Origin of the sequence: Bacillus cereus, assembly GCF_025917685.1 — a bacterium.
In the GTDB taxonomy this organism is placed as follows: Bacteria; Bacillota; Bacilli; order Bacillales; family Bacillaceae_G; genus Bacillus_A; species Bacillus_A cereus_AT.
In genome coordinates this window covers 3,572,490-3,596,088 of sequence record NZ_CP089518.1, presented here as the reverse complement: position 1 = coordinate 3,596,088, position 23,599 = coordinate 3,572,490, and the positions used below count along the sequence as shown (strand labels likewise).

Here is a 23,599-nt window from a genome sequence, read left to right as displayed (position 1 = left end):
TATGAGATTTAAAATTTACTTTTAGATAATGCTTTAAGTACTGGCTTTACAATTAAACCTACTAAACGAAAAGTTTTAAATATAGAGCGTACAACCTTCATGAAGATGCCCCCTAAAAGAAATTATATATTAAGTATGTATTATTTCTTTTCTTTAATTTCACATTTAGCTTCAATGAAGAATATGATATACATGCTTTGAAATGAAAATAAATTTACAGCTTGTGAAATAAACATATAATAGAAGAAAAAAGAAATATTTATATTGTCATCACCCTGTTGGCGTCAACCTCATGCGCCTAATGGCTACAAAAAACATCTACTTCGTCCCATTCGGCCAAGATGCACCAGAGAAAAAACCGAACTCAATGGTAGCTCGTATGGAGTTACTTGAAGATACAGTATTAGAAGCACTGCAAGGGAAACAATTGCAACCTGTTGTTGTAGAAAAATTCAGATATATGAATTAAAAAACGAAAAAAAACGGACAATTTTTGATGAAACCATCATTCTTACTGTAGAATATGATAAAATTAACGTTATTAAGATTGGGAGGGGCATTTTTAGCTCCTTCTAATTCTAAGTTATAGAAGGATTGGTATCTAGAAAGGGGCATAGTGATGGAAAAGCAAAAAACTTTTCATGTCGCTGTAGTTGGAGCAACCGGCGCAGTTGGTGAACAAATGTTAAATACTTTAGAGAAACGAGAATTTCCAATTGGGAAGTTAACGTTACTTTCATCTAAACGATCTGCAGGTAAGAAACTTGTATTTAAAGGCGAAGAATTTACAGTTCAAGAGGCAACTCCTGAAAGTTTTGAAGGAGTAGATATTGCACTATTTAGTGCAGGTGGATCTGTATCGAAACAATTAGCGCCAGAAGCAGCAAAGCGCGGTGCAATTGTTGTTGATAATACAAGCGCATTCCGTATGACAGAAAACGTGCCACTTGTTGTACCTGAAGTAAATGAAAATGACTTAAAAGAGCATAATGGTATCATTGCAAATCCAAATTGTTCTACAATTCAAATGGTAGTAGCTCTTGAGCCAGTTCGTCAGCAATATGGTTTAAAACGAGTAATCGTTTCCACATACCAAGCTGTATCAGGTGCTGGTGCAGCAGCTATTGAAGAACTTCATGAACAATCACAAGCAATCTTAAATGGAGAAGAAGTTAAAGCGAATGTTTTACCTGTATCAGGTGATGAGAAGCATTTCCAAATCGCTTTTAATGCTATTCCACAGATTGATAAATTCCAAGATAATGGATTTACATTTGAAGAAATGAAAATGATTAATGAAACGAAAAAAATTATGCATATGCCAGAACTAGAAGTAGCTGCGACATGTGTACGTTTACCAGTTGTATCAGGTCATTCGGAATCTGTGTACATTGAAGTGGAAAAAGAAGGCGTTACAGTAGAAGAATTAAAGAACTTACTTGCAAATGCAGAAGGGATTGTACTGCAAGATAATCCAGCAGAACAATTATACCCAATGCCAGCTACTGCAGTAGGTAAAAACGAAGTATTCGTTGGAAGAATCCGTAAAGATTTAAATAACGATAAAGGATTCCACCTTTGGGTCGTATCTGATAACTTATTAAAAGGCGCTGCATGGAATTCGGTTCAAATTGCAGAGCGCTTAGTAAAATTACAATTAGTGTAAACGGCTAAGAGAAGGTGCAAAATATGAAAATAATTGTTCAAAAATTTGGTGGCACATCAGTACGTGATGAAAATGGACGTAAGCATGCGCTTCATCATATAAAAAAATCGTTAGATGCGGGTTATAAAGTAGTTACTGTCGTATCTGCTATGGGCCGTAAAGGTGAACCATATGCAACTGATACTTTGTTAAGTCTTGTAAATAAAGAGGAATCTAACATTTCTAATCGTGAGCAAGATTTATTATTATCATGCGGAGAATTAATCTCAGCAATCGTCTTCTCTAATATGTTAAATGAGAACGGTATAAAAGCAGCAGCGTTAAATGGTGCACAAGCTGGTTTTGTAACAAATGATGATTTTACGAATGCTAAGATTATTGAAATGAATTGTGATCGCGTACATGAAGAGTTAAAAAATGTAGATGTAATCGTCGTTACAGGATTCCAAGGACAAACGAAAAAAGGTGATACGACAACACTTGGACGCGGAGGTAGCGATACTTCAGCTTCAGCGTTAGGTGTTGCGCTTCATGCTGAATATATCGATATCTTCACAGATGTAGAAGGTGTTATGACTGCGGATCCTCGTATTGTGAAAGATGCACGCCATCTTCAAACTGTAACGTACAATGAAATTTGTAACATGGCATATCAAGGTGCAAAAGTCGTTCATCCACGTGCAGTTGAAATTGCGATGCATGCAAAAGTGCCGCTTCGTGTACGTTCTACGTATTCTGATAGTGAAGGTACGCTTATTTCAGCATCTGACGGTGCTACAAAAGGCCGTGATGTAGAAGAACGGCCTGTTACAGGTATCGCTCACGTATCAAATGTGACGCAAATCAAAGTGCTTGCAAAAGAAACGGCATATGATTTGCAACAGCATGTGTTTAAAGAAATGGCGAATGAAGGAATAAGTGTCGATTTAATTAACATTTCACCTACTGGAGTAGCTTATACGGTGAGTGATAATGTATCAAGTCGTGCAGTTGAATTATTAAATAATCTTGGATATGAGCCAATTGTGACAGAGCATTGTGCAAAAGTATCTATTGTAGGAGCTGGAATGGCAGGATACCCAGGGGTTACTGCGAAAATCGTTACAGCTTTAGCGGAAAAAGGTATTCAAATTCTGCAATCAGCAGATAGTCATACGACAATTTGGGTTCTTGTAAAAGAAACCGATTTAGTGGAGGCTGTAAATGCATTACATAGTGCGTTTGAGCTTTCAAAAGAAAAGCAACTGGAACAATAAGGAGTGAGACCATGATAGATTTTGGGACAATTGCAACCGCGATGGTAACACCGTTTGATATAAACGGGAATATCGATTTTGCAAAGACAACGAAATTGGTAAATTATTTAATTGATAACGGTACAACAGCAATCGTGGTAGGAGGAACGACAGGTGAATCTCCTACATTAACTTCAGAAGAAAAAGTAGCGTTATATCGCCATGTCGTATCTGTTGTCGATAAAAGGGTGCCCGTAATCGCTGGAACAGGTAGCAATAATACGCATGCTTCTGTTGAGCTAACAAAAAAGGCGACTGAAGTTGGTGTTGATGCAGTAATGCTAGTGGCACCGTATTATAACAAACCGAGCCAAGAAGGGATGTATCAGCACTTTAAAACAATTGCTGAAAGCACTCCGCTTCCGGTTATGCTATATAACGTTCCAGGACGATCTATTGTACAAATCTCCGTTGATACAGTTGTTCGTTTATCAGAAATAGAAAACATTGTTGCGATTAAAGATGCAGGCGGCGATGTGCTAACAATGACAGAAATCATTGAAAAAACAGCGGACGACTTTGCAGTATACAGCGGTGATGATGGTTTAACGTTACCAGCTATGGCAATTGGAGCAAAAGGTATTGTTTCTGTAGCATCTCATGTTATCGGCAATGAAATGCAAGAAATGATTGCTGCATTCCAAGCTGGAGAGTTCAAAAAAGCGCAGAAATTACATCAATTACTAGTAAGAGTAACAGATGCACTATTTATGGCGCCAAGCCCAACACCAGTAAAAACAGCAATGCAAATGGTTGGATTAGATGTAGGTTCGGTACGTTTACCACTTCTTCCATTAACAGAAGAAGAAAGAGTAACGTTACAATCTGTAATGCAATCTATTCCTCGTTAATAAAAATGACCTAGTGTGAAACTAGGTCATTTTTATTTTTTAAATTATGTGAAGTAAATTCACCTAGAGTTAATAGGTTGTAGGGGAAGCAGAAATAACATTTAATTTGTTATAAACTGATTGCAGAGTTAATATATTATGAAACATTTTAGTGCATAGAGTTTAATATTCATGCAAAGAAATCGCATGAATATTTTTCCATTAGACTCTTATGGAGTAGGAAAAATAATAAAGATGATATGAATTTCGCCCTCGTAATTTATAACCTCATTTTAGTGTCTTCTCTTGTCTTTCGCATAATTTAACTTGTGTTCTATTTCTTGTATCAGGTATAATATGGCTAAGTAGCTTAGTACGGGTATGCTTAGCAAAATTGGAAAAAATTATGATTTAATGAAATTTTCATATCATATCGAATAAGATATTTGATTTATATAATGAAAGAGAGGTGAAACCTGGTTTAAAAAATAAACAAGAACATGATATCGCATAACGGTAAGGACATTCGTCTTGGACGGTGAATATATGGTGGTTGCAGAGTTTCCCCTGGTGTCTCTGCAATTTTGGTGAAATCAGTGTTTGCAAGATTTTTAAACCAGGCAACAACATGAAGAGAAAAGAGAATGAGTCTGTTAAAGTATTTGCTCTTGGTGGAGTAGGTGAAATCGGAAAAAACATGTACTGTGTTGAAATTGATTCTGAAATCTTTATTGTAGATGCAGGATTGATGTTCCCGGGAGATGAAATGTTTGGAATTGATATTGTTATTCCTGACATTACATATTTAGTAGAAAATCAAGAGCGAGTAAAAGGATTATTCATTACTCACGGTCATGAGGATCATATTGGTGGAATTGTTTATGTACTTCGCAAATTATCTATTCCAGTATACGCGACGAAATTAACGGTAGGGCTTATACAAGAAAAGCTTGGCGAAGCGGGGATGTTAGGCCGTGTAGACTTAAAAACAATTGACTCGAATTCAACTATAGAGTTTAATTCAACAACTGTGTCATTCTTTGGAACGACACATAGTATTCCGGATTCTGTTGGTGTTTGTTTCCATACATCAAAAGGTGCTGTAGTGTATACAGGAGACTTTAAATTTGATCAAACTCCAATTGGAAATAATGGAGCAGATCTTGGGAAAATGGCGCAAATCGGAAACGAAGGCGTGCTTTGCTTACTATCTGATAGTACAAACGCTGAACGTCCTGGTTATACAGGTTCAGAAAAAGAAGTTGGTATAGAGATTTCAAAAGTGTTCTATAGTGCAGAAGGTCGTATTATTGTTGCTTCATTTGCATCGAATGTACATCGTATCCAACAAGTATTTGATGCAGCTGGTGAAACAGGACGAAAAGTAGCGGTAGTAGGACGCAGTATGGTAAAAGTGGTAGACATTGCAAGACGTCTTGGTTATTTAGAGGTTCCAGAAGGTATGATTATTTCATTACAAGAAGTGGACAATTTCCCAGAGAAAAAGGTAGCTATTTTAACAACAGGTAGTCAAGGTGAGCCAATGGCAGCCCTTTCTAGAATGGCGAAGCAAGCTCATAAACAAATTTCAATTCGTAAAGGTGATACGGTTATTATTGCAGCTTCTCCTATTCCAGGGAATGAAATATCTGTATCGAAAATTATTGATTTGTTATTTAGAGCTGGAGCTGAAGTTATTTATTACGGTGAAAGAAAAGTTCACGTTTCAGGTCATGGTAGCCAAGAAGAATTAAAACTGATGTTGAATTTAATGAAGCCGAAATATTTTGTACCCGTACATGGTGAGTTCCGTATGCAAAAAGCACATGCATATTTAGCGGAAGATGTAGGTATTGCGAGAGAAAATATCTTTATTGTAGAAAAAGGCGATGTAATTGCTTTTGGCGATGAAGAAGCAAACTTAGTTGGTAAAGTGCAAGCTGGCAATGTTTTAATTGATGGATTAGGTGTTGGCGACGTTGGTAATATTGTTCTTCGAGATAGAAAGATGTTATCTCAAGATGGAATTTTAGTTGTTGTTGTGACACTTGGTAAAGATGAAAAGAAAATCATCTCTGGTCCAGAAATTATTTCACGCGGTTTCGTATATGTACGTGAATCAGAAGCATTGATCGAACGTTCTACAGATATTGTACGTATGATTGTTGAACAATCTATTAAAGAATATTCAATTGAATGGTCTATGTTAAAACAAAATATTCGTGAATTATTAGGGCAGTTCTTGTACGAAGAAACGAAGAGAAAGCCAATGATTTTACCGATTATTATGGAAGTATAAAAAAGATCACCTTTACAGGTGATCTTTTTCTTTTTTAACCCTATCGAATGAAATTTATAACTTAAGAAATAATAGTTATATACGAGTGAAAGGGGATACGATATGACAGAACGTGATCGTTATACAAATGAAGAAAAAGAAGCTGAGCCGAAAGAAATTCCGAAAGAAGCTTCTATAGTGGAGAAAATTCAACAACTTGGACAGACGAATGTACCGCAAATGAATGAATCGCGTATTCATTGTTTAACAATTGTTGGGCAGGTGGAAGGTCATATTCAGTTGCCGCCACAAAATAAAACAACAAAATATGAGCACATCATTCCGCAAATTGTCGCGATCGAACAAAATCCGAAAATTGAAGGCTTACTTTTAATATTAAATACAGTTGGAGGTGACGTTGAAGCTGGGTTAGCAATTTCTGAAATGGTGGCTTCGATTTCAAAACCAACTGTCTCTCTTGTTTTAGGAGGAGGGCATTCAATTGGTGTACCGATTGCGGTCTCAACTGATTATTCATTTATTGCCGAAACAGCGACGATGACAATTCATCCGATTCGTTTAACAGGTCTTGTTATAGGTGTGCCGCAAACATTTGAGTATTTGGATAAAATGCAAGAAAGAGTCATTCGATTTGTGACAAAGCATTCGAAAGTAACGGAAGATCGTTTTAAAGAGCTTATGTTTGCAAAAGGGAATTTGACGCGAGATATTGGGACGAATGTAATAGGTGGAGATGCAGTGAAGTATGGTCTTATAGATGATGTCGGTGGTATTGGTAGCGCGCTGCGGAAGTTAAACGAATTAATTGATACGCGTGGGGACAATCAGACAGAAGGGACAATGCTACAATGATTTTATATACAATTATGCCAGAGCAACTTGTATATCCGGCCGATTATTCACAATGCGAAAGTCAAAAAGTTGTGAATGTAAATGGCGTGGAATTAATGGTTTCTGAGGAGGATAATCAATGTTACTCGATTGTACGTGTGTTAAGTACGAATCCGTCTCACTACCTAGAGTTTGAGCCTGGACAGAAAATTACCTTTTAGCAAAAAGAAGGATTTTGTTTAGAAGCTATGGTATAATATAAAAAACAAGACGGTTGAGCAGCCATGAGTAGGCTGCTTTCTTCTGTTTATTTAACATTTTACAAGAAGTGTAAAAATAGAAGATATAAAGACCAGAAAAATAGAGAGAAAGACATATAAGTAGAGCTTTTTTAGGAAGTTGTACTTAATTTTTAGAACACGAGGTGAAGAAATGGCAAAACAAAAGCAAAGAGGGACGAAGGCAAAAGCAAGGCGTACGATAAAGCCAACTTTGTATTATGAAATCGTCGGGTTGACTCTTTTTGCACTTTCAATTATTACGATTTTACAGCTAGGTGTAGTAGGGAAATCGTTTGTGTTATTTTTTCGCTTCTTCTTTGGTGAGTGGTACATAATTGGTGTGTTAGGTGTAATAGCTTTATCTGTTGCGTTTGTTATAAAGCGTGGATGGCCAAACCTTTTAAATAAACGGCTAATAGGTGTTTATTTAATTGTATTAGCAATATTAATGTTTAGTCATATTACATTATTTAATCTTCTTACGAAAGATGGAGCTGTGCAAAATACTTCTGTAATTGTTAGTACAAAAGATTACTTCTTCCTTGAAATGAAAAAGGGCCCAGATAGTGTTCATTTAGGTGGTGGTATGTTCGGTGCGCTTATGTTCGCAACGTGTTATTTCTTATTTGACGAAGTAGGAGCATATATCATTGGAATTATTTTAGTTATACTCGGAATACTGTGTATAACAAATAAGCATATTGGAGAAGTACTTGCTCCTGTAGGGCGAATTCTTAGAAGTCAATTCGAAGTAATGCAAGGGGATTATAAAGATTGGAGATCTAAAAGGGTCGCTGAGCAAACTGAAAAGACAAAAACAACAAGAAGTAAGAGGCGTGAACGAGTTGCCGAACAAGAAGAGGCTATTGAGCCAGTAGAAGAGATAGAAATCGGACCGCCAATTATTTCAAATTTTACTGAGAATTATCCAGTAAGTGAAGAGACGGAAAAGCGGATAGAAGAAAATGAAAATGATTTAATCACTCCTCCGTTTATTGAAGAGACAGTTCCGGCTACACCAGAAGAGCACCCTCAAAAGAAACGAGGAGAAAAAATCGTTGAATCTCTAGAAGGTGAAACGAAAGCGCCTCCTATGCAATTTTCTAATGTGGAAAATAAAGATTATAAGCTTCCTTCGCTTGATATATTAAAGTTTCCAAAAAATAAGCAAGTTACAAATGAAAATGCGGAAATTTATGAAAATGCTCGTAAATTGGAACGTACATTCCAAAGTTTTGGTGTGAAAGCGAAAGTAACAAAAGTACATAGAGGTCCCGCAGTTACGAAGTATGAAGTGTATCCTGATATGGGAGTAAAAGTAAGCAAAATTGTTAGTTTAAGTGATGATTTAGCGCTTGCTTTAGCAGCGAAAGACATTCGTATTGAAGCACCTATTCCCGGGAAATCAGCTGTTGGGATTGAGGTTCCGAATTCAGAAGTTTCTATGGTAACGCTTAGAGAAGTTCTTGATTCAAAGGCGAATAACCATCCAGAAGAGAAGTTATTAATCGGTCTTGGACGTGATATTACAGGAGAGGCTGTATTGGCACGTTTAAATAAAATGCCCCATTTATTAGTAGCTGGTGCGACTGGTAGCGGAAAGAGTGTATGTATTAATGGAATTATTGTAAGTATTTTAATGCGTGCGAAACCGCATGAAGTAAAATTAATGATGATTGATCCGAAAATGGTAGAGTTAAATGTATATAACGGTGTTCCGCATTTATTAACGCCAGTTGTAACTGATCCGAAAAAAGCGTCACAGGCTTTGAAGAAAGTTGTGAGTGAAATGGAGCGTCGTTATGAATTATTCGCGCATAGCGGTACGCGTAACATTGAAGGGTATAACGATCATATTAAAGAGCATAATAGCCAATCGGAAGCGAAACAACCTGAATTACCATATATTGTAGTAATTGTGGACGAGTTAGCTGATTTAATGATGGTTGCTTCTTCTGATGTAGAAGATGCGATTATGCGTTTAGCTCAAATGGCACGTGCTGCTGGTATTCATTTAATTATTGCGACTCAGCGTCCGTCAGTTGATGTAATTACAGGTGTTATTAAAGCGAATATTCCATCGCGTATTGCATTTGCTGTATCTTCCCAAACAGACTCTCGAACGATTCTTGACGGTGGTGGTGCAGAGAAGCTGCTGGGGCGTGGAGATATGTTGTTCATACCAATTGGTGCATCGAAACCTGTTCGTGTACAAGGAGCATTTTTATCAGATGATGAAGTTGAGAGAGTCGTAGAATATGTTGTTGCGCAACAAAAAGCGCAATATCAAGAGGATATGATTCCGCAAGATGTTCCTGAAACAAAGCAGGAAGTAGAAGATGAATTATACGATGAAGCGATTCAACTTGTAGTAGAAATGCAAACAGCATCTGTGTCTATGTTACAACGTAGATTTAGAGTAGGATATACGCGAGCGGCTCGTTTAATCGATGCTATGGAAATGAATGGTGTAGTAGGTCCTTATGAAGGTAGTAAACCGAGGGAAGTACTCATTAAAGATGTGCAAGAAAAAAGTTCTTGAAAAAAAGCCTAATTGTTTTTACGATTAGGCTTTTTTATATGCTATTTTTGTTATATACTATAGTCAATATAAAAGAAAGGGCTTACATAACCGGGTGCTCTTTAGAATACGAATGCTTATTGTTTTGGTTTTCGAAACGTTCGATATTTAATGTAGAAAAATGTTGAATTCTGTTGACACATATGGGAGCAAGTGGTAAGATTACTTCGAAAAGAATCACTGCCTCATATAATCTTGGAGATAAGGTCCATAAGTTTCTACCTGGCAACCATGAATTGCTAGACTATGGGGGAAAAGTGTGTAACAAAGGATGTAAAGTATCTTTGTGCCGAACTTTTTCTCGATATGAGGAATGTTTATGGTGCAAAGTTTTTTTTATGGAATAAAGAGTGAAAATTTCATCTTGAAAAATTATTAATATTTGTTCGATAATTACACTTATTTTTAGTATTTAGTAATTATGCTGTGTTGTAAGTTGAAAAAAGAGAAAAGAAGTCTTACATCAGAGGTCGAATAATTGAAATGCGGGGGAGTCTTATGTCAGTAAAATCCGATAGTCGTCACCTATATTTACGGGTGATTGATCACATCAAAGGAAAAATTAAAGATGGGGCTTATAAAGAAAAGCAAAAGTTACCTTCAGAGTTTGATCTAGCGAAAGAGCTTGGTGTAAGTAGGGCAACTTTAAGGGAAGCACTGCGTATTTTAGAAGAAGAAAATGTTGTCATTCGTAGACATGGTGTAGGGACGTTTGTAAATGCGAAGCCGTTATTTTCTTCTGGAATAGAGCAACTTTCTAGTATTACAGATATGATTTCTAGTGTGGGGAAAACACCAGGAACAATCTTTTTATCATCATCTACAACAACTTTAACAGAAGAAGAAAAAGAGAAGTTTAATTGTGAAGATGGCTTTAGTGCAGTAATGATCGAGCGTGTTCGTACAGCGGATGGGGAACCAGTTGTATATTGCATTGATAAACTGGCAAAAGAGATATTACCAGATTTATCGGGATACAATGAGGAATCGCTGCTTACAGTAATACATAATAATACGCACAAGCGAATCACATACGCAGTTGCTCACATTGAGCCGATAGGTTATCATCCGAAAATTTCACCGATTTTAGAATGTGAACCTGAAACGGCACTGCTAGTTTTAAAACAAATGCACTATGATCAAAATGATGAGCCAATCTTATATTCTATTAATTACTTTAGAGCTGATAAATTTAGCTTCCACGTATTAAGAAAACGTATGTAGGGAAGTTCCTTTTTAGGGAGGTGACAGCAAGAAGTAAGGGACAGCAGCGTATGAATCATTAGACAAAACATTTCAGGAGGGGTTTCTAGTATGAAGAAAAAAACAGGTCTTTTATTATCGTTAACATTAGCAGCAAGTACAGTGTTAGGTGCATGTGGTAACTCGGATAAAGCGGATAGTGACAAAAAAGGGGATAAAGAGTTTAAGGTTGGTATGGTTACAGATGTTGGGGGCGTTGATGACAAATCATTCAACCAATCAGCTTGGGAAGGTTTAACGAAATTTGGTAAAGACAACAATTTAAAGAAAAATGAAGGATACCGTTATCTTCAATCAAGTAAAGATGCAGACTATATCCCGAATTTAACGAAATTTGCGAAAGATAATTATAACACAACATTTGGTATTGGTTACTTAATGGAAAAATCAATTACAAAAGTAGCTGAACAGTATCCGAAAGAACAGTTTGCGATTGTAGATACAGTTGTGGATAAGCCAAACGTAACAAGTATTACATTTAAAGACCATGAAGGTTCATTCTTAGTTGGGGCTGTAGCAGCAATGACAACAAAATCAAATAAAGTAGGTTTTGTTGGTGGTGTGAAGAGTCCATTAATTACAAAATTCGAATCAGGTTTTAAAGCTGGTGCAAAAGCAGTAAATCCAAATATCGAAATTGTATCGCAATATGCTGATGCGTTTGATAAGCCAGAAAAAGGATCTGTATTAGCTTCAGCAATGTACGGTCAAGGTGTTGACGTAATTTATCACGCTTCAGGTGCAACTGGTAACGGTGTATTCACAGAAGCGAAAAACCGCAAGAAAAAAGGTGAAGACGTTTGGGTAATCGGTGTTGACCGTGACCAAAACCAAGAAGGTATGCCTGAAAATGTAACTTTAACTTCGATGGTAAAACGTGTTGATATTGCAGTTGCAAAAGTGGCACAAGAAGCGAAAGATGGTAAGTTAAAAGGCGGTAAAGTAGAAGAGTTTGGCTTAAAAGATGAAGGTGTCGGTATTGCGAAAACAACTGACAATGTGAAAAAAGTAAACCCAGAAATTTTAACAAAAGTAGAAGAATTTGAGAAGAAAATTACTGCTGGTGAAATTAAAGTACCTGCGACAGATGAGGAATATAAAGCATACGAAGCTTCTCTAAAGAAATAATGATAGAGAAATAGCAAAGGTTAGTTCTTAGAACTAACCTTTGTATATATAAAATTACTTTTAATAGAGTGTAATTGGGGAGTGTTCCCTGCTAGAAGGAGGAACAAAATGGAATACGTAATTGAGATGAACAATATTACAAAAGTATTCCCAGGCATTGTGGCGAATGATGATATTACGCTGCAAGTAAAACAGGGAGAAATACATGCTTTACTTGGAGAAAATGGTGCAGGGAAATCAACGCTAATGAATGTACTGTTCGGTTTGTATCAACCAGAACAGGGAGAGATTAAAATTAAAGGGAAACCTGTAAAAATTACAAATCCGAACATAGCAAATGACCTTGGAATTGGGATGGTCCATCAGCATTTTATGCTTGTTCATAATTTTACAGTTACAGAGAATATTATTCTAGGAAATGAGCCGAAGAGAAAAGGGAAAATCGCTGTTGAAGAGGCTGCAAAAGAAATTAAACAATTATCTGAACAGTACGGTTTAGCTGTTGATCCATATGCAAAGATTGAAGATATTTCGGTTGGGATGCAGCAAAGGGTTGAAATATTAAAGACACTTTATCGTGGTGCGGAGATTTTAATATTTGATGAACCTACTGCGGTGTTAACCCCTCAAGAAATTAATGAATTGATTCAAATTATGAAAAAACTTGTACAAGAAGGGAAATCTATCGTTCTTATTACACATAAGTTGAAAGAAATTATGGAAGTTTGCGATCGTTGTACAATTATTCGTAAAGGTAAAGGGATTGGTACAGTTGACGTTGCGAAAATGGATGAACATAAACTTGCAGAATTAATGGTCGGACGTCAAGTGAATTTTAAAACAGAAAAAATAGTGGCCAAACCGAAAGAAGAGGTTCTGTCTGTTGCGAATCTTGTCGTTCATGATGCACGCCAATTACCTGCTGTAAAAGGCCTTGACTTAACTGTTCGTGCAGGAGAAATTGTTGGGATTGCAGGGATTGATGGAAATGGACAAAGTGAATTAATAGAGGCGATTACTGGTTTACGAAAAGTTGAGTCAGGTTCTATTGCAATTAAAGGAAAAGAAATAACGAATTGGCCTGTTCGAAGAATTACAGAGGAAGGAATTGGTCATATTCCAGAAGACCGTCATAAACACGGGCTAGTGCTTGATTTTTCTGTTAAAGACAATATAGTTTTGCAAACGTACTATAAAAATCCATTTTCAAAGAAGGGGATTTTAAACTTTAGTAAAATCACAGAGAAAGCAAAGGCGCTTATTGAACAGTTTGATGTACGTACGCCTAGCGAACAAACATTAGCGCGTGCTCTATCAGGTGGAAATCAGCAGAAGGCTATCATTGCACGTGAAGTAGATCGTAATCCAGATTTATTAATTGCAGCGCAACCAACACGTGGTTTAGATGTAGGTGCGATTGAATTTATTCATAAGAAGTTAATCGAGCAGAGAGATAATGGGAAAGCGGTATTACTTCTATCGTTAGAACTGGATGAAATTTTAAATGTTAGCGATCGAGTTGCTGTTATATATGAAGGGAAAATTGTAGCGATTGTCGATGCAAAAGAAACAAATGAACAACAGCTTGGTTTGTTGATGGCTGGCGGAACGGAGAAAGAGAAGGTGAATACAAATGGCTAAAAAATTTTTAACGGAGCGAACAATTAATATTTTAGTTCCCGTATTATCCGTTATTTTTGGTTTAATTGTTGGTGCCATTGTAATGTTAGTTAGTGGATATGATCCAATTGTTGGGTATGCAGCGCTTTGGGAAGGAATGGTTGGGAATCCGCAAGCGATTGGTGAAACGTTACGTACGATGATTCCGCTTGTGTTAGCAGGACTTTCCGTGGCATTTGCATTTCGTACCGGTCTTTTTAACATTGGGGTAGAAGGACAATTATTAGTTGGGTGGCTTGCCGCTGTTTGGTTTGGTTACGCAGTATCGCTACCGGCATTTTTGCATATTCCATTATCTATTTTAGTAGCCGCGATTGCTGGTGGTTTATGGGGTTTTATACCTGGATATTTAAAAGGAAAGCTTAAAGTAAATGAAGTAATTGTAACAATTATGATGAACTACATTGCGCTTTATGTTACGTATGACCTTATTAAACGTTTTATACATGAAGGTAACGAGAAATCTTATGATGTACAGGCGAGTGCTTCATTAGCTTCTGATTGGCTATCTTCATTGACAGATGGATCTCGTTTGCACTGGGGAATTGTTGTAGCTATTATAATTGCTATTGTAATGTGGTTCTTGTTAGATAGAACTACGTTAGGATATGAGTTGAAATCGGTTGGTTTTAACCAAAATGCATCGCAATATGCAGGGATGAAAGTCTCTCGTAATGTTGTATTATCAATGACAATTGCTGGTGCTTTTGCTGGAATTGGTGGGGCAATGGAAGGTCTAGGAACATTCCAAAGTATGACAGCAATGACGTCGTTTACTGGTATTGGATTCGATGGGATTGCGGTAGCTCTTCTTGGAGGAAATAATCCGTTTGGTATATTATTATCGGCTTTACTGTTCGGTGGTTTGAAAAGTGCAGCCCCGCAAATGAATTTTGAAGCAGATGTACCTTCTGAGTTAATTAATGTTATTATCGCATGCATTATTTTCTTTGTTGCTTGCAGTTATGTTTTACGCTGGGCACTTACACGCATGAGCAAGGAGGGGAAATAAATGAGCTTTATTGATATTTTAGCCATTCTTGTGACTGGTACGTTATATACGGCAGCGCCACTTATTTTTACGGCGTTAGGTGGGGTGTTCAGTGAACGTTCTGGAGTTGTAAATATAGCGTTAGAAGGTTTAATGTTATTTGGTGCATTTACTGGTATCGTTACAACGTTATTAATGGGTGATACGTGGGGAGCGATGACTCCTTGGATTGCACTATTATTTGCAGCAATTGGTAGTGGGTTATTTGCACTTCTTCACGCAGTAGCATCTATTACATTCCGTGCGGATCAAGTAGTAAGTGGAGTAGCGATTAACTTTTTGGCTCTCGGTTTAACTGTATTTGCGATTAAGAAAATCTTTGGTAAAGGACAAACTGATTTTATTCAATACCGTATTGAAAAAATTGATGTTCCAGGACTTTCAGATATTCCGGTAATCGGGAAAATCTTTTTCTCAAATGTACCGTTAACATCATATATTGCTATTATTTTAGCTTTTGTTGTCTGGTACATTATTTATAAAACGCCGTTCGGTCTTCGTCTTCGTGCAGTTGGTGAACATCCAATGGCAGCAGATACGATGGGGATTAATGTATATAAAATGCGCTATATTGCAGTTTGTATATCTGGAATGTTTGCAGGAGTGGGTGGTGCGGTCTTTGCAATGTCGATTTCTGGTAACTTCTCAGGTGCTACAATTACTGGACAAGGTTTCTTAGCATTAGCAGCTATGATTTTCGGTAAGTGGAATCCACTAGGCGCCCTTGGAGCAGCTCTATTCTTCGGATTTGCTCAATCACTTGGGATAACAGGTGGTACAATTCCTGTATTAAAAGAAATTCCAAGTGTATTCTTAACGATATTACCGTATGTATTTACAATATTAGCACTTGTTGGTTTTGTGGGCCGATCTGAAGCTCCGAAAGCATTAGGAACGCCTTATGAAAAAGGAAAACGATGAGTATTTAGAAAGTATAAGAAAAGCTCGCACATTAGTGCGGGCTTTTTTACATAGAATATATTTAATACGGAAATTTACTATGTTCCTTACATATTAAAGTTTTTAGAAAGACTCAAATGTAAGCATAATAAGGAAGAAAAGTTGATTTTTTATTTCTAAAAACTGTATATTGAAGAGGAATATTCCTACATACGTAAAGGAGGGCTATTAATGAAACTAATGGAACAGCAACTACATGAATTAGGTGGCTTGCGAGTACATATTATTCCGACTGATAAATATAAAACAAATACCTTTGTATTTCGTTTTAAAGCACCTTTAAATGAGGAGACGGTGACAGAGCGTGCCCTATTGCCATACGTATTGCAAAGTGCGACAGAAAAACTGCCTTCTGTAATTCGTCTTCGTCAATATTTAGAAGAATTATATGGATCTTCTTTAGCGGTAGATGTAAGTAAAAAAGGGGAAGACCATATCATCTCTATTTATGTAGATATCGCAAATGAAGTATATTTACATGATGCACCACCGTTATTTGAAAAAGCGCTTTCTATGTTATCAGATATTGTTTTACATCCAGCAACAGAGGGGAATAGTTTCCTACCTTCTATCGTAGAAAGTGAAAAAAGAGCGCTCTTGCAGCGAATTGAAGCTACTTATGATGATAAAATGCGCTATGCAAACGAGCGTTTAATCGAAGAAATGTGCAAAGTAGAACCGTATCGATTAAGTGCAAATGGAAAAAAAGAGAGTGTTGCTTCTATTACAAATGAAAGTCTATATCAATATTATCAAAAAGTGTTAGCAGAAGATGAAATGGATCTATATATTATTGGTGATATTTCAGAAAGTGCAGTTGACCTTGTAAGTAAGTATTTTTCTATTTCAGCGCGTCCTGTGAGAGAAAGAAATGTACTCCTTCATAAGCGAAATAATGAAGAAAAAGAAGTTGTTGAAAAACAAGAATTAAAACAAAGCAAATTACACATCGGTTATCGTACGTTTGTCACATATAAAGATGAAGATTATTTCGCACTGCAATTGTTCAATGGGTTATTTGGAGGCTTTTCTCATTCGAAGCTATTCGTAAATGTGCGTGAAAAAAATAGTTTAGCGTACTATGCAGCATCACGCTTTGAAAGCCATAAAGGCTTGTTGTTTGTTATGTCAGGAATCGAAGCGAAAAATTATGAAAAAGCAGTTGAAATTATAAAAGAACAAATGCTAGCGATGCAAAATGGTGATTTTTCTGAAGAAGAGATGCATCAAACAAAAAGTGTCATTCAAAATCAAGTATTAGAGGCAATTGATACACCGCGTGGATTTGTGGAAATGCTATATCATGGCGTTATTTCAGATCGTACACGTCCAGTTGAAGAATGGCTTACGGGTATAGAAAGTGTGACGAAAGAAGAGATTGTGAAAGTTGCTAAAAATATTGAACTAGATACAATTTACTTTTTACATGGAACGGAGGGAGAATAGATGGAGAAAATTGTGTATGAGCAATTAAAAGAGACACTATATTATGAAAAACTTCCGAATGGTTTAGATGTATACATTTTACCGAAACAAGGATTTAATAAAACATTTGCGACATTTACGACGAAGTACGGTTCTGTTGATAATACGTTTGTCCCACTTGGAAAAGAAGAAATGACTCGTGTGCCAGATGGGATTGCTCATTTTCTTGAGCATAAATTGTTCGAAAAGGAGGACCATGACGCATTTCAATTGTTTAGTAAACAAGGTGCTTCAGCAAATGCTTTTACATCCTTTACGAGAACTGCTTACCTTTTTTCTTGTACATCAAATGTAGAGCGAAATTTAAATACGTTGTTAAATTTTGTTCAAGAACCGTATTTCTCAGAAAAAACGGTTGAAAAAGAAAAAGGTATTATCGGCCAAGAAATTCAAATGTACCAAGATAATCCAGATTGGCGTTTATATTTTGGATTAATCGATAGCTTGTTTGTGAAACATCCAATTAAAATTGATATTGCAGGGACGATTGAGTCTATTAGTAAAATTACAAAAGACCTATTGTATGAGTGTTATGAGACTTTTTACCATCCAAGCAATATGTTATTGTTTGTTGTTGGAGCGATTGATCCTGAAAAAACAATGGATTTAGTTCGTGAAAATCAAGAGAAAAAAGATTACGAAAACCAACCGGAAATCGTTCGTTCTTTTGAAGAGGAACCAGAAGAAGTAAATGAAAAGAAAAAGATTATTTTAATGCCTGTTCAAACTCCAAAATGTTTAGTCGGTATTAAAGCAACGAATTTACAAGAAAAAGGGAAAGCCCTTTTAAAACAAGAAATTGCGCTTACGTTACTTTTAGATTATTTATTTGGAAAAAGTTCTGTTCATTACGAAGCTTTATATAATGAAGGGCTTATTGATGATTCGTTCTCATATGACTATACGGAAGAGAATAACTTCGGTTTTGCAATGGTTGGCGGTGATACGAAGCAACCTGATGAATTGGAAGAGCGTTTGAAAGGTATTTTATTAAACACAAATTATGATCAATTAGATGAGGCAGCATTAGAACGAGTAAAGAAAAAGAAAATTGGTGGTTTTTTACGATCGTTGAATTCACCGGAATATATTGCAAATCAATTTACACGATATGCGTTTAATGAATCTAGCTTGTTTGATGCATTGACTGTATTAGAAGGTCTAACTGTTCAAGATTTACAAGAAGTAGCAAAATTATTATTATCAGAAGAAAAAATGAGTGTTTGTCAAGTTTTACCGAAAAAATAAAAGGTTTCATAATAATACCCTCATCTTATCATTGATAAATTATAAGATGAGGGTATTATTTAGTTGTATGAAAAATGAGCTTGTAGAGATAAGAGAGGGAAATTATGAAAAAATATGCATTAGTAACTGGAGGGAGCGGAGGAATCGGCTCTGCTATTTCAAAACAATTAATTCAGGATGGATATACAGTATATGTTCATTACAATAACAGTGAAGAGAAGGTAAATGAGTTACAGAAGGAATGGGCTGAAGTGATTCCTGTTCAAGCAAATTTAGCTTCTAGTGATGGAGCAGAGCAGTTGTGGGGACAAATTAAACATCCCATTGATGTTATCGTATACGCAGCTGGGAAGAGTATCTTTGGGCTAGTAACAGATGTAACAAACGATGAATTGGATTATATGGTGGAACTTCAAGTGAAGAGCATCTATAAACTACTATCAATGGCACTTCCGCCAATGATTCAGCGAAAAAGCGGTAACATTGTACTTATTTCGTCTATATGGGGACAAATTGGCGCATCATGTGAAGTGCTTTACTCAATGGTAAAAGGTGCGCAAAATTCTTATGTAAAAGCTTTAGCAAAAGAAGTTTCATTAAGTGGATTACGTGTTAATGCAGTATCACCAGGAGCAATTGAAACGGAAATGCTAAGTGTATTTTCAGAAGAGGATAAGAATGAAATTGCTGAAGAGATTCCATTAGGTAGATTGGGATTACCAGAAGAGGTAGCAAAAACGGTATCATTCCTCGTATCACCAGGAGCATCTTACATAACTGGACAAATTATTGGAGTGAATGGCGGTTGGCATTGTTAAAAATTTCTTACATAAAAAATAAAAAAATGTACAAATTAAGCATGATTCTATTACTAAGTAGTGAGGTGCTTAAACATGTCAGTGTTAGATAATTTTGATCAGTGGAAGAGCTTTTTAGGAGAACGTTTAGAACAAGCGGGAGGAAAAGGGCTTGATGGTGGTGCCGTATCAGATATGGCATTTCGTGTTGGTGATTATTTAGCAAATGAAGTAGAAGCGCGCAACGATCAAGAAAAATTATTGTCTGAGCTTTGGAAAGTTGCTGATGAACAAGAGCAACATACAATCGCAAATTTAATGGTGAAGTTTGTACAACATAAGTAAAAGTAGAGAGGAGAAACTCCTCTCTACTTTTTTTGTATAATAATTAAGAGGGATAGATTATACATTTAGCTTCCCTATTAAGGTGAAATCATATAATATAGTACGTAGGTGTAAAGTAAGCGTGGGGGAGTGATCTTGGATGATTGAATGGTATTTTGAATATGAAATACATAAAAACCGACCTGGCTTACTTGGTGACGTTTCTTCGTTAATCGGTATGCTTGGCATCAATATTGTCACAATTAATGGTGTAGATAATGCACGACGTGGACTTCTACTTATGTGTGATAATCAAGAGCAAATCTCTAGACTTGAATCAATTCTAAATACGATGGATAATATAACGGTAACGAAATATCGTCCGCCAAAGCTTAGAGATAAGCTAGCAGTTAGACATGGTAGGTACATACAACGAGATGCAGATGATAAGAAGACATTTCGATTTGTACGTGATGAATTAGGCTTACTTGTAGACTTTATGGCGGAGATAATGAAAAAAGAAGGTCATAAGCTAATTGGGATACGAGGAATGCCTCGTGTCGGAAAAACAGAATCCATTGTTGCCGCAAGTGTTTGTGCAAATAAGAGATGGCTATTCGTATCATCGACTCTTATTAAGCAAACTGTTCGTAGCCAATTGATTGAAGATGAGTATAGCGACGATAATATTTTCATACTAGATGGAATTGTATCAACAAAGCGTGCAAATGAAAGACATTGGCAGCTTGTTCGTGAAATCATGAGGTTGCCTGCAACGAAAGTTGTGGAACATCCAGATGTATTTGTGAGTCAGTCGGAATACACATTGGATGATTTTGATTATATTATCGAATTGCGTAACGATTATGATGAAGAAATTCAATATAATTTAGTAGATGAAATTGAGCAAGGTACGCAAAATAATTTCTCTATGTTTGACTTTTAAAGAAATATTGAGGTGTTAGTAGTGACGGAATTAGGACAAAAGCTGACAGAAGCAAGAGAAGCGAAAGGCTTGTCTATTGATCAGCTGCATGAAATTACAAAAATTCAAAAACGCCATTTAGTAGCGATTGAAGAAGGCAATTATGATGTATTGCCAGGGGCTTTTTATGCGCGTGCATTCATTAAACAACACGCAGATGCGGTTGGGTTAAATGGAGAGGAACTGCTTGTAGAATATCAGAGTACGATACCACAATCTGAAAAACACGATGTTCCACAAGTATCAACTGGACAGAAAACACAAGAAACAATGCAAAAATCTTCATCATGGCCAATTGCAGATCATATGCCAAAAATTTTGATTGCGTTATTAGTAATTGCATTTGGAGTGGTAGTCTGGTTTGTTATTCAAGCGTTAACTGGAAAAGATGATAGGCACGTTCCAAATGCTCAAAGTGAGAAAATTGAAGTTCAAAAAGCAAAAAATTCTCCGCTAGATACGAAGAAAGATGAAGAGAAAGCGGAAGAACCAAAAAAAGAAGAACCAAAAAAAGAAGAGCCAAAGAAAGAGGAACAACCAGCACAACCAACTGGACAGCAAGAGATAAAAGTAGTTGGAACAACTGGTAAGGTATCTACTTTGGAAATTCATAATAATAAAACATTAGAACTGGAAATATCGGGTAAAGGTGCGAGTTATGTAGATGTTAAAGATGATGCGGGTAACGAAATTCTAAACACTACAGTACAAGGTGGTCAAACAGAAAAACGTGATTTATCAACAGTAAAAGAAGTGCGACTTAATATCGGAAGTGCACCGAATGTTGAAATTAAACTGAATGGCCAAGTGGTTGCTTTCCCATTGGATCCAGAAAAAGAATATCACCAAAGATTGGTGATAAAAAACCAAGGGATAGGGCAACCTGCACAATAACAGTCATCGCTTCGATGACTTTTTTCAATGAACAAATGTTTTTGATATGATGGAGGAATAGCTGTGAATTTACCAAATAAAATTACAATATCTAGAATCTTCTTAATTCCAATTTTTATGGTAATTATGTTAGCGCCCTTTGAGTGGGGCTCATTAATAATTGGTGATGTAGAGTTACCAATTCAACATTTAGTAGGGGCACTTATCTTTATTATTGCTTCGGCTACAGATTGGATTGATGGACATTATGCAAGAAAGTATAATCTTGTAACGAATTTAGGGAAATTCCTTGACCCGTTAGCGGATAAATTACTTGTTTCGGCAGCACTTATCACATTGGTAGAAATGCAATATGTACCTGCTTGGATCGTTATTGTAATTATAAGCCGTGAGTTTGCAGTAACAGGTTTACGCCTTGTACTTGCTGGGACAGGGGAAGTAGTGGCAGCAAATCAGTTAGGGAAAATTAAGACATGGACACAAATTATTGCGATTGCAGCGTATTTATTACACGATGTACCTTTAAATTTAATCCATATCCCAGTTGCTGATATTTTCATATGGATTGCATTAATCTTTACTGTTATTTCAGGATGGGATTATTTCTGGAAAAATAGGGCTGCTTTTGTAAACTCAAAATAGAAGTTTTATGGGGGAATTGGGATGAATGCTGAGATTATTGCGGTTGGAACTGAATTGTTACTTGGACAAATTGCAAATACAAATGCCCAGTTTTTATCTGAAAAGTTAGCTTCAATTGGAATAAATGTGTACTATCATACTGTTGTGGGTGATAATAACAAGCGATTACAAAAGGCAATTGAATTGGCTGAAGAGCGCGCTGATATGCTTATTTTTACGGGCGGATTAGGGCCGACAAAAGACGATTTGACGAAAGAAACAATAGCGTCTAGCTTAGGTGAAGAGCTTGTGTATGATGAAACAGCATTAACATCTATAAGCGATTATTTTAAGCGTACAGGCCGTGAATTTACGGAAAATAATAAAAAGCAGGCGCTCGTTCTAAGTGGATCGACTGTGTTTGCGAATGATCACGGTATGGCGCCTGGCATGGGGTTAAATAAAAACGGAAAAGTTTATATTTTATTACCAGGGCCACCAAAAGAAATGAAGCCGATGTATGTAAGTTACGTAGAGCCTTTTTTACGTAACTTTACAACAGGGGAAAATATTTATTCTCGCGTTCTTCGCTTTTTCGGTATTGGGGAATCTCAATTAGAGGTAAAAGTTCAAGATTTAATTGATGGACAAACGAACCCGACCATTGCACCACTCGCAAATGATGGAGAAGTGACATTACGTTTAACTGCAAAACATCATGATGCGAATGAGGCGGAGAAACTAATTCAACATGTGGAAAATTTGATTTTAGAAAGAGTAGGAGAATTTTTCTATGGATATGACCAAGATTTTCTTCATTACAAGGCAATAGAGTTATTGAAGGAAAAAGGGTTAACTTTAGCATGTGCAGAAAGTTTAACAGGCGGTCTCTTTGGAAATCAAGTAACAGAAAATGCGGGTGTTTCGTCTGTGTTTAAAGGCGGTGTCGTTTGTTATCAAAATGAAGTAAAGCAACAAATTTTACATGTACCTGAAGAAGTGTTACGTACTGACGGCGCGGTTAGTAAACAATGTGCTCGTTATCTTGCTGAAAATGTAAAGGAACTGTTAAAAGCAGATATCGGAATTAGTTTTACTGGGGTGGCAGGACCTGATGCTTCAGAGTATAAAGAACCAGGAACAGTATTTGTTGGATTGGCGATTAAGGATGAACCGACTGAAGTCTTCCCTCTTAATTTAAGTGGAAGTCGTCAACAAATTAGAGAGCGCTCTACAAAATATGGGTTTTATCATTTATACAAAAAACTAGAAGAGATATAAGTTTCTTCTGGTTTTTTTTGTGGGAAAATCTAGTTTGATTCGATATAAAATAAAAAAATCGAATAAATGTTCGATTTTTGTTGGCAAATTGAATTGAAA

At 36.4% G+C, this 23,599-nt stretch carries 20 protein-coding genes, 1 pseudogene and 1 riboswitch; all 21 genes and pseudogenes read left to right on the top strand.

All coding sequences use genetic code 11. The features are described from left to right. Positions 1 to 280: 280 nt before the first annotated feature. Positions 281 to 469, top strand: a pseudogene (gene spoVFB / locus LUS72_RS18555) (dipicolinate synthase subunit B); the annotation flags it as partial. Between the two features lie 150 nt (positions 470 to 619). Beyond that, positions 620 to 1,666, top strand: coding sequence for an aspartate-semialdehyde dehydrogenase (gene asd, locus LUS72_RS18550; RefSeq protein ID WP_097830977.1), 1,047 nt, complete (start codon positions 620 to 622; stop codon positions 1,664 to 1,666). A 23-nt stretch (positions 1,667 to 1,689) separates the two neighbouring features. Continuing rightward, a complete protein-coding gene (gene dapG, locus LUS72_RS18545; protein WP_097830978.1) occupies positions 1,690 to 2,922 on the top strand; it encodes an aspartate kinase in 1,233 nt (410 codons plus the stop codon). 11 nt (positions 2,923 to 2,933) lie between these two features. Further along, positions 2,934 to 3,812: a 4-hydroxy-tetrahydrodipicolinate synthase gene (gene dapA, locus LUS72_RS18540; protein ID WP_097830979.1), complete on the top strand. Its 879-nt coding sequence runs from the start codon at positions 2,934 to 2,936 to the stop codon at positions 3,810 to 3,812. A 607-nt stretch (positions 3,813 to 4,419) separates the two neighbouring features. Next, positions 4,420 to 6,090, top strand: a complete 1,671-nt coding sequence (locus LUS72_RS18535; protein ID WP_097830980.1) for a ribonuclease J — start codon at positions 4,420 to 4,422, stop codon at positions 6,088 to 6,090. A gap of 102 nt (positions 6,091 to 6,192) precedes the next feature. After that, positions 6,193 to 6,942 (top strand): translocation-enhancing protein TepA, encoded by a 750-nt coding sequence (gene tepA / locus LUS72_RS18530; protein ID WP_097830981.1) that lies wholly within the window; start codon positions 6,193 to 6,195, stop codon positions 6,940 to 6,942. Continuing rightward, positions 6,939 to 7,142, top strand: a complete 204-nt coding sequence (locus tag LUS72_RS18525; RefSeq protein ID WP_000605032.1) for a YlzJ-like family protein — start codon at positions 6,939 to 6,941, stop codon at positions 7,140 to 7,142. Before tepA ends, LUS72_RS18525 begins: the two co-directional genes overlap by 4 nt. 211 nt (positions 7,143 to 7,353) lie before the next feature. Beyond that, positions 7,354 to 9,744 carry a DNA translocase FtsK gene (locus tag LUS72_RS18520; protein WP_097830982.1) on the top strand — a complete coding sequence of 797 codons (2,391 nt, stop codon included), beginning with the start codon at positions 7,354 to 7,356 and terminating at the stop codon, positions 9,742 to 9,744. A gap of 204 nt (positions 9,745 to 9,948) precedes the next feature. Next, positions 9,949 to 10,050, top strand: a riboswitch (purine riboswitch). Between the two features lie 231 nt (positions 10,051 to 10,281). Continuing rightward, complete coding sequence (locus LUS72_RS18515) at positions 10,282 to 11,007, top strand: GntR family transcriptional regulator (RefSeq protein ID WP_002121705.1); 726 nt, start codon at positions 10,282 to 10,284, stop codon at positions 11,005 to 11,007. Positions 11,008 to 11,097: 90 nt separating this feature from the next. Beyond that, positions 11,098 to 12,174: a BMP family lipoprotein gene (locus LUS72_RS18510; protein ID WP_097830983.1), complete on the top strand. Its 1,077-nt coding sequence runs from the start codon at positions 11,098 to 11,100 to the stop codon at positions 12,172 to 12,174. A gap of 108 nt (positions 12,175 to 12,282) precedes the next feature. Next, complete coding sequence (locus tag LUS72_RS18505; RefSeq protein WP_097830984.1) at positions 12,283 to 13,815, top strand: ABC transporter ATP-binding protein; 1,533 nt, start codon at positions 12,283 to 12,285, stop codon at positions 13,813 to 13,815. Continuing rightward, entirely contained in the window at positions 13,808 to 14,866 is a 1,059-nt protein-coding gene (locus LUS72_RS18500) for an ABC transporter permease (RefSeq protein WP_264447784.1), read from the top strand. Before LUS72_RS18505 ends, LUS72_RS18500 begins: the two co-directional genes overlap by 8 nt. Next, the gene (locus LUS72_RS18495) at positions 14,867 to 15,826 is read left to right on the top strand and encodes an ABC transporter permease (protein WP_000008059.1); all 960 of its coding nucleotides are present in this window, start codon (positions 14,867 to 14,869) and stop codon (positions 15,824 to 15,826) included. Positions 15,827 to 16,036: 210 nt separating this feature from the next. Next, on the top strand, positions 16,037 to 17,311 hold the full coding sequence (gene yfmF / locus LUS72_RS18490; RefSeq protein ID WP_097830985.1) for an EF-P 5-aminopentanol modification-associated protein YfmF: 1,275 nt from the start codon (positions 16,037 to 16,039) through the stop codon (positions 17,309 to 17,311). Further along, the gene (yfmH, locus tag LUS72_RS18485) at positions 17,312 to 18,598 is read left to right on the top strand and encodes an EF-P 5-aminopentanol modification-associated protein YfmH (protein ID WP_264447781.1); all 1,287 of its coding nucleotides are present in this window, start codon (positions 17,312 to 17,314) and stop codon (positions 18,596 to 18,598) included. It abuts the gene before it with no gap. Between the two features lie 104 nt (positions 18,599 to 18,702). After that, positions 18,703 to 19,416, top strand: coding sequence for an elongation factor P 5-aminopentanone reductase (gene ymfI, locus LUS72_RS18480; protein ID WP_097830987.1), 714 nt, complete (start codon positions 18,703 to 18,705; stop codon positions 19,414 to 19,416). Positions 19,417 to 19,491: 75 nt separating this feature from the next. Then, complete coding sequence (locus LUS72_RS18475; RefSeq protein WP_000114449.1) at positions 19,492 to 19,740, top strand: DUF3243 domain-containing protein; 249 nt, start codon at positions 19,492 to 19,494, stop codon at positions 19,738 to 19,740. Positions 19,741 to 19,879: 139 nt separating this feature from the next. Next, a complete protein-coding gene (locus LUS72_RS18470) occupies positions 19,880 to 20,665 on the top strand; it encodes a DUF3388 domain-containing protein (RefSeq protein ID WP_000574107.1) in 786 nt (261 codons plus the stop codon). Positions 20,666 to 20,686: 21 nt separating this feature from the next. After that, on the top strand, positions 20,687 to 21,598 hold the full coding sequence (locus LUS72_RS18465; RefSeq protein ID WP_097830988.1) for a helix-turn-helix domain-containing protein: 912 nt from the start codon (positions 20,687 to 20,689) through the stop codon (positions 21,596 to 21,598). Between the two features lie 63 nt (positions 21,599 to 21,661). Continuing rightward, entirely contained in the window at positions 21,662 to 22,240 is a 579-nt protein-coding gene (pgsA, locus tag LUS72_RS18460) for a CDP-diacylglycerol--glycerol-3-phosphate 3-phosphatidyltransferase (RefSeq protein ID WP_097830989.1), read from the top strand. Positions 22,241 to 22,261: 21 nt separating this feature from the next. Then, positions 22,262 to 23,500 (top strand): competence/damage-inducible protein A, encoded by a 1,239-nt coding sequence (locus LUS72_RS18455; protein ID WP_097830990.1) that lies wholly within the window; start codon positions 22,262 to 22,264, stop codon positions 23,498 to 23,500. Positions 23,501 to 23,599: the final 99 nt, after the last annotated feature.

Bases quoted from the DNA above. Each gene is read 5' to 3' on its own strand.
- dapA (WP_097830979.1), top strand. From the start codon at position 2,934: ATGATAGATTTTGGGACAATTGCAACCGCGATGGTAACACCGTTTGAT.
- LUS72_RS18515 (WP_002121705.1), top strand. From the start codon at position 10,282: ATGTCAGTAAAATCCGATAGTCGTCACCTATATTTACGGGTGATTGAT.
- LUS72_RS18495 (WP_000008059.1), top strand. From the start codon at position 14,867: ATGAGCTTTATTGATATTTTAGCCATTCTTGTGACTGGTACGTTATAT.
- LUS72_RS18475 (WP_000114449.1), top strand. From the start codon at position 19,492: ATGTCAGTGTTAGATAATTTTGATCAGTGGAAGAGCTTTTTAGGAGAA.
- LUS72_RS18520 (WP_097830982.1), top strand. From the start codon at position 7,354: ATGGCAAAACAAAAGCAAAGAGGGACGAAGGCAAAAGCAAGGCGTACG.
- dapG (WP_097830978.1), top strand. From the start codon at position 1,690: ATGAAAATAATTGTTCAAAAATTTGGTGGCACATCAGTACGTGATGAA.
- LUS72_RS18500 (WP_264447784.1), top strand. From the start codon at position 13,808: ATGGCTAAAAAATTTTTAACGGAGCGAACAATTAATATTTTAGTTCCC.
- LUS72_RS18525 (WP_000605032.1), top strand. From the start codon at position 6,939: ATGATTTTATATACAATTATGCCAGAGCAACTTGTATATCCGGCCGAT.
- yfmH (WP_264447781.1), top strand. From the start codon at position 17,312: ATGGAGAAAATTGTGTATGAGCAATTAAAAGAGACACTATATTATGAA.
- LUS72_RS18535 (WP_097830980.1), top strand. From the start codon at position 4,420: ATGAAGAGAAAAGAGAATGAGTCTGTTAAAGTATTTGCTCTTGGTGGA.
- LUS72_RS18505 (WP_097830984.1), top strand. From the start codon at position 12,283: ATGGAATACGTAATTGAGATGAACAATATTACAAAAGTATTCCCAGGC.
- tepA (WP_097830981.1), top strand. From the start codon at position 6,193: ATGACAGAACGTGATCGTTATACAAATGAAGAAAAAGAAGCTGAGCCG.
- asd (WP_097830977.1), top strand. From the start codon at position 620: ATGGAAAAGCAAAAAACTTTTCATGTCGCTGTAGTTGGAGCAACCGGC.
- LUS72_RS18455 (WP_097830990.1), top strand. From the start codon at position 22,262: ATGAATGCTGAGATTATTGCGGTTGGAACTGAATTGTTACTTGGACAA.
- LUS72_RS18470 (WP_000574107.1), top strand. From the start codon at position 19,880: ATGATTGAATGGTATTTTGAATATGAAATACATAAAAACCGACCTGGC.
- yfmF (WP_097830985.1), top strand. From the start codon at position 16,037: ATGAAACTAATGGAACAGCAACTACATGAATTAGGTGGCTTGCGAGTA.
- LUS72_RS18510 (WP_097830983.1), top strand. From the start codon at position 11,098: ATGAAGAAAAAAACAGGTCTTTTATTATCGTTAACATTAGCAGCAAGT.
- ymfI (WP_097830987.1), top strand. From the start codon at position 18,703: ATGAAAAAATATGCATTAGTAACTGGAGGGAGCGGAGGAATCGGCTCT.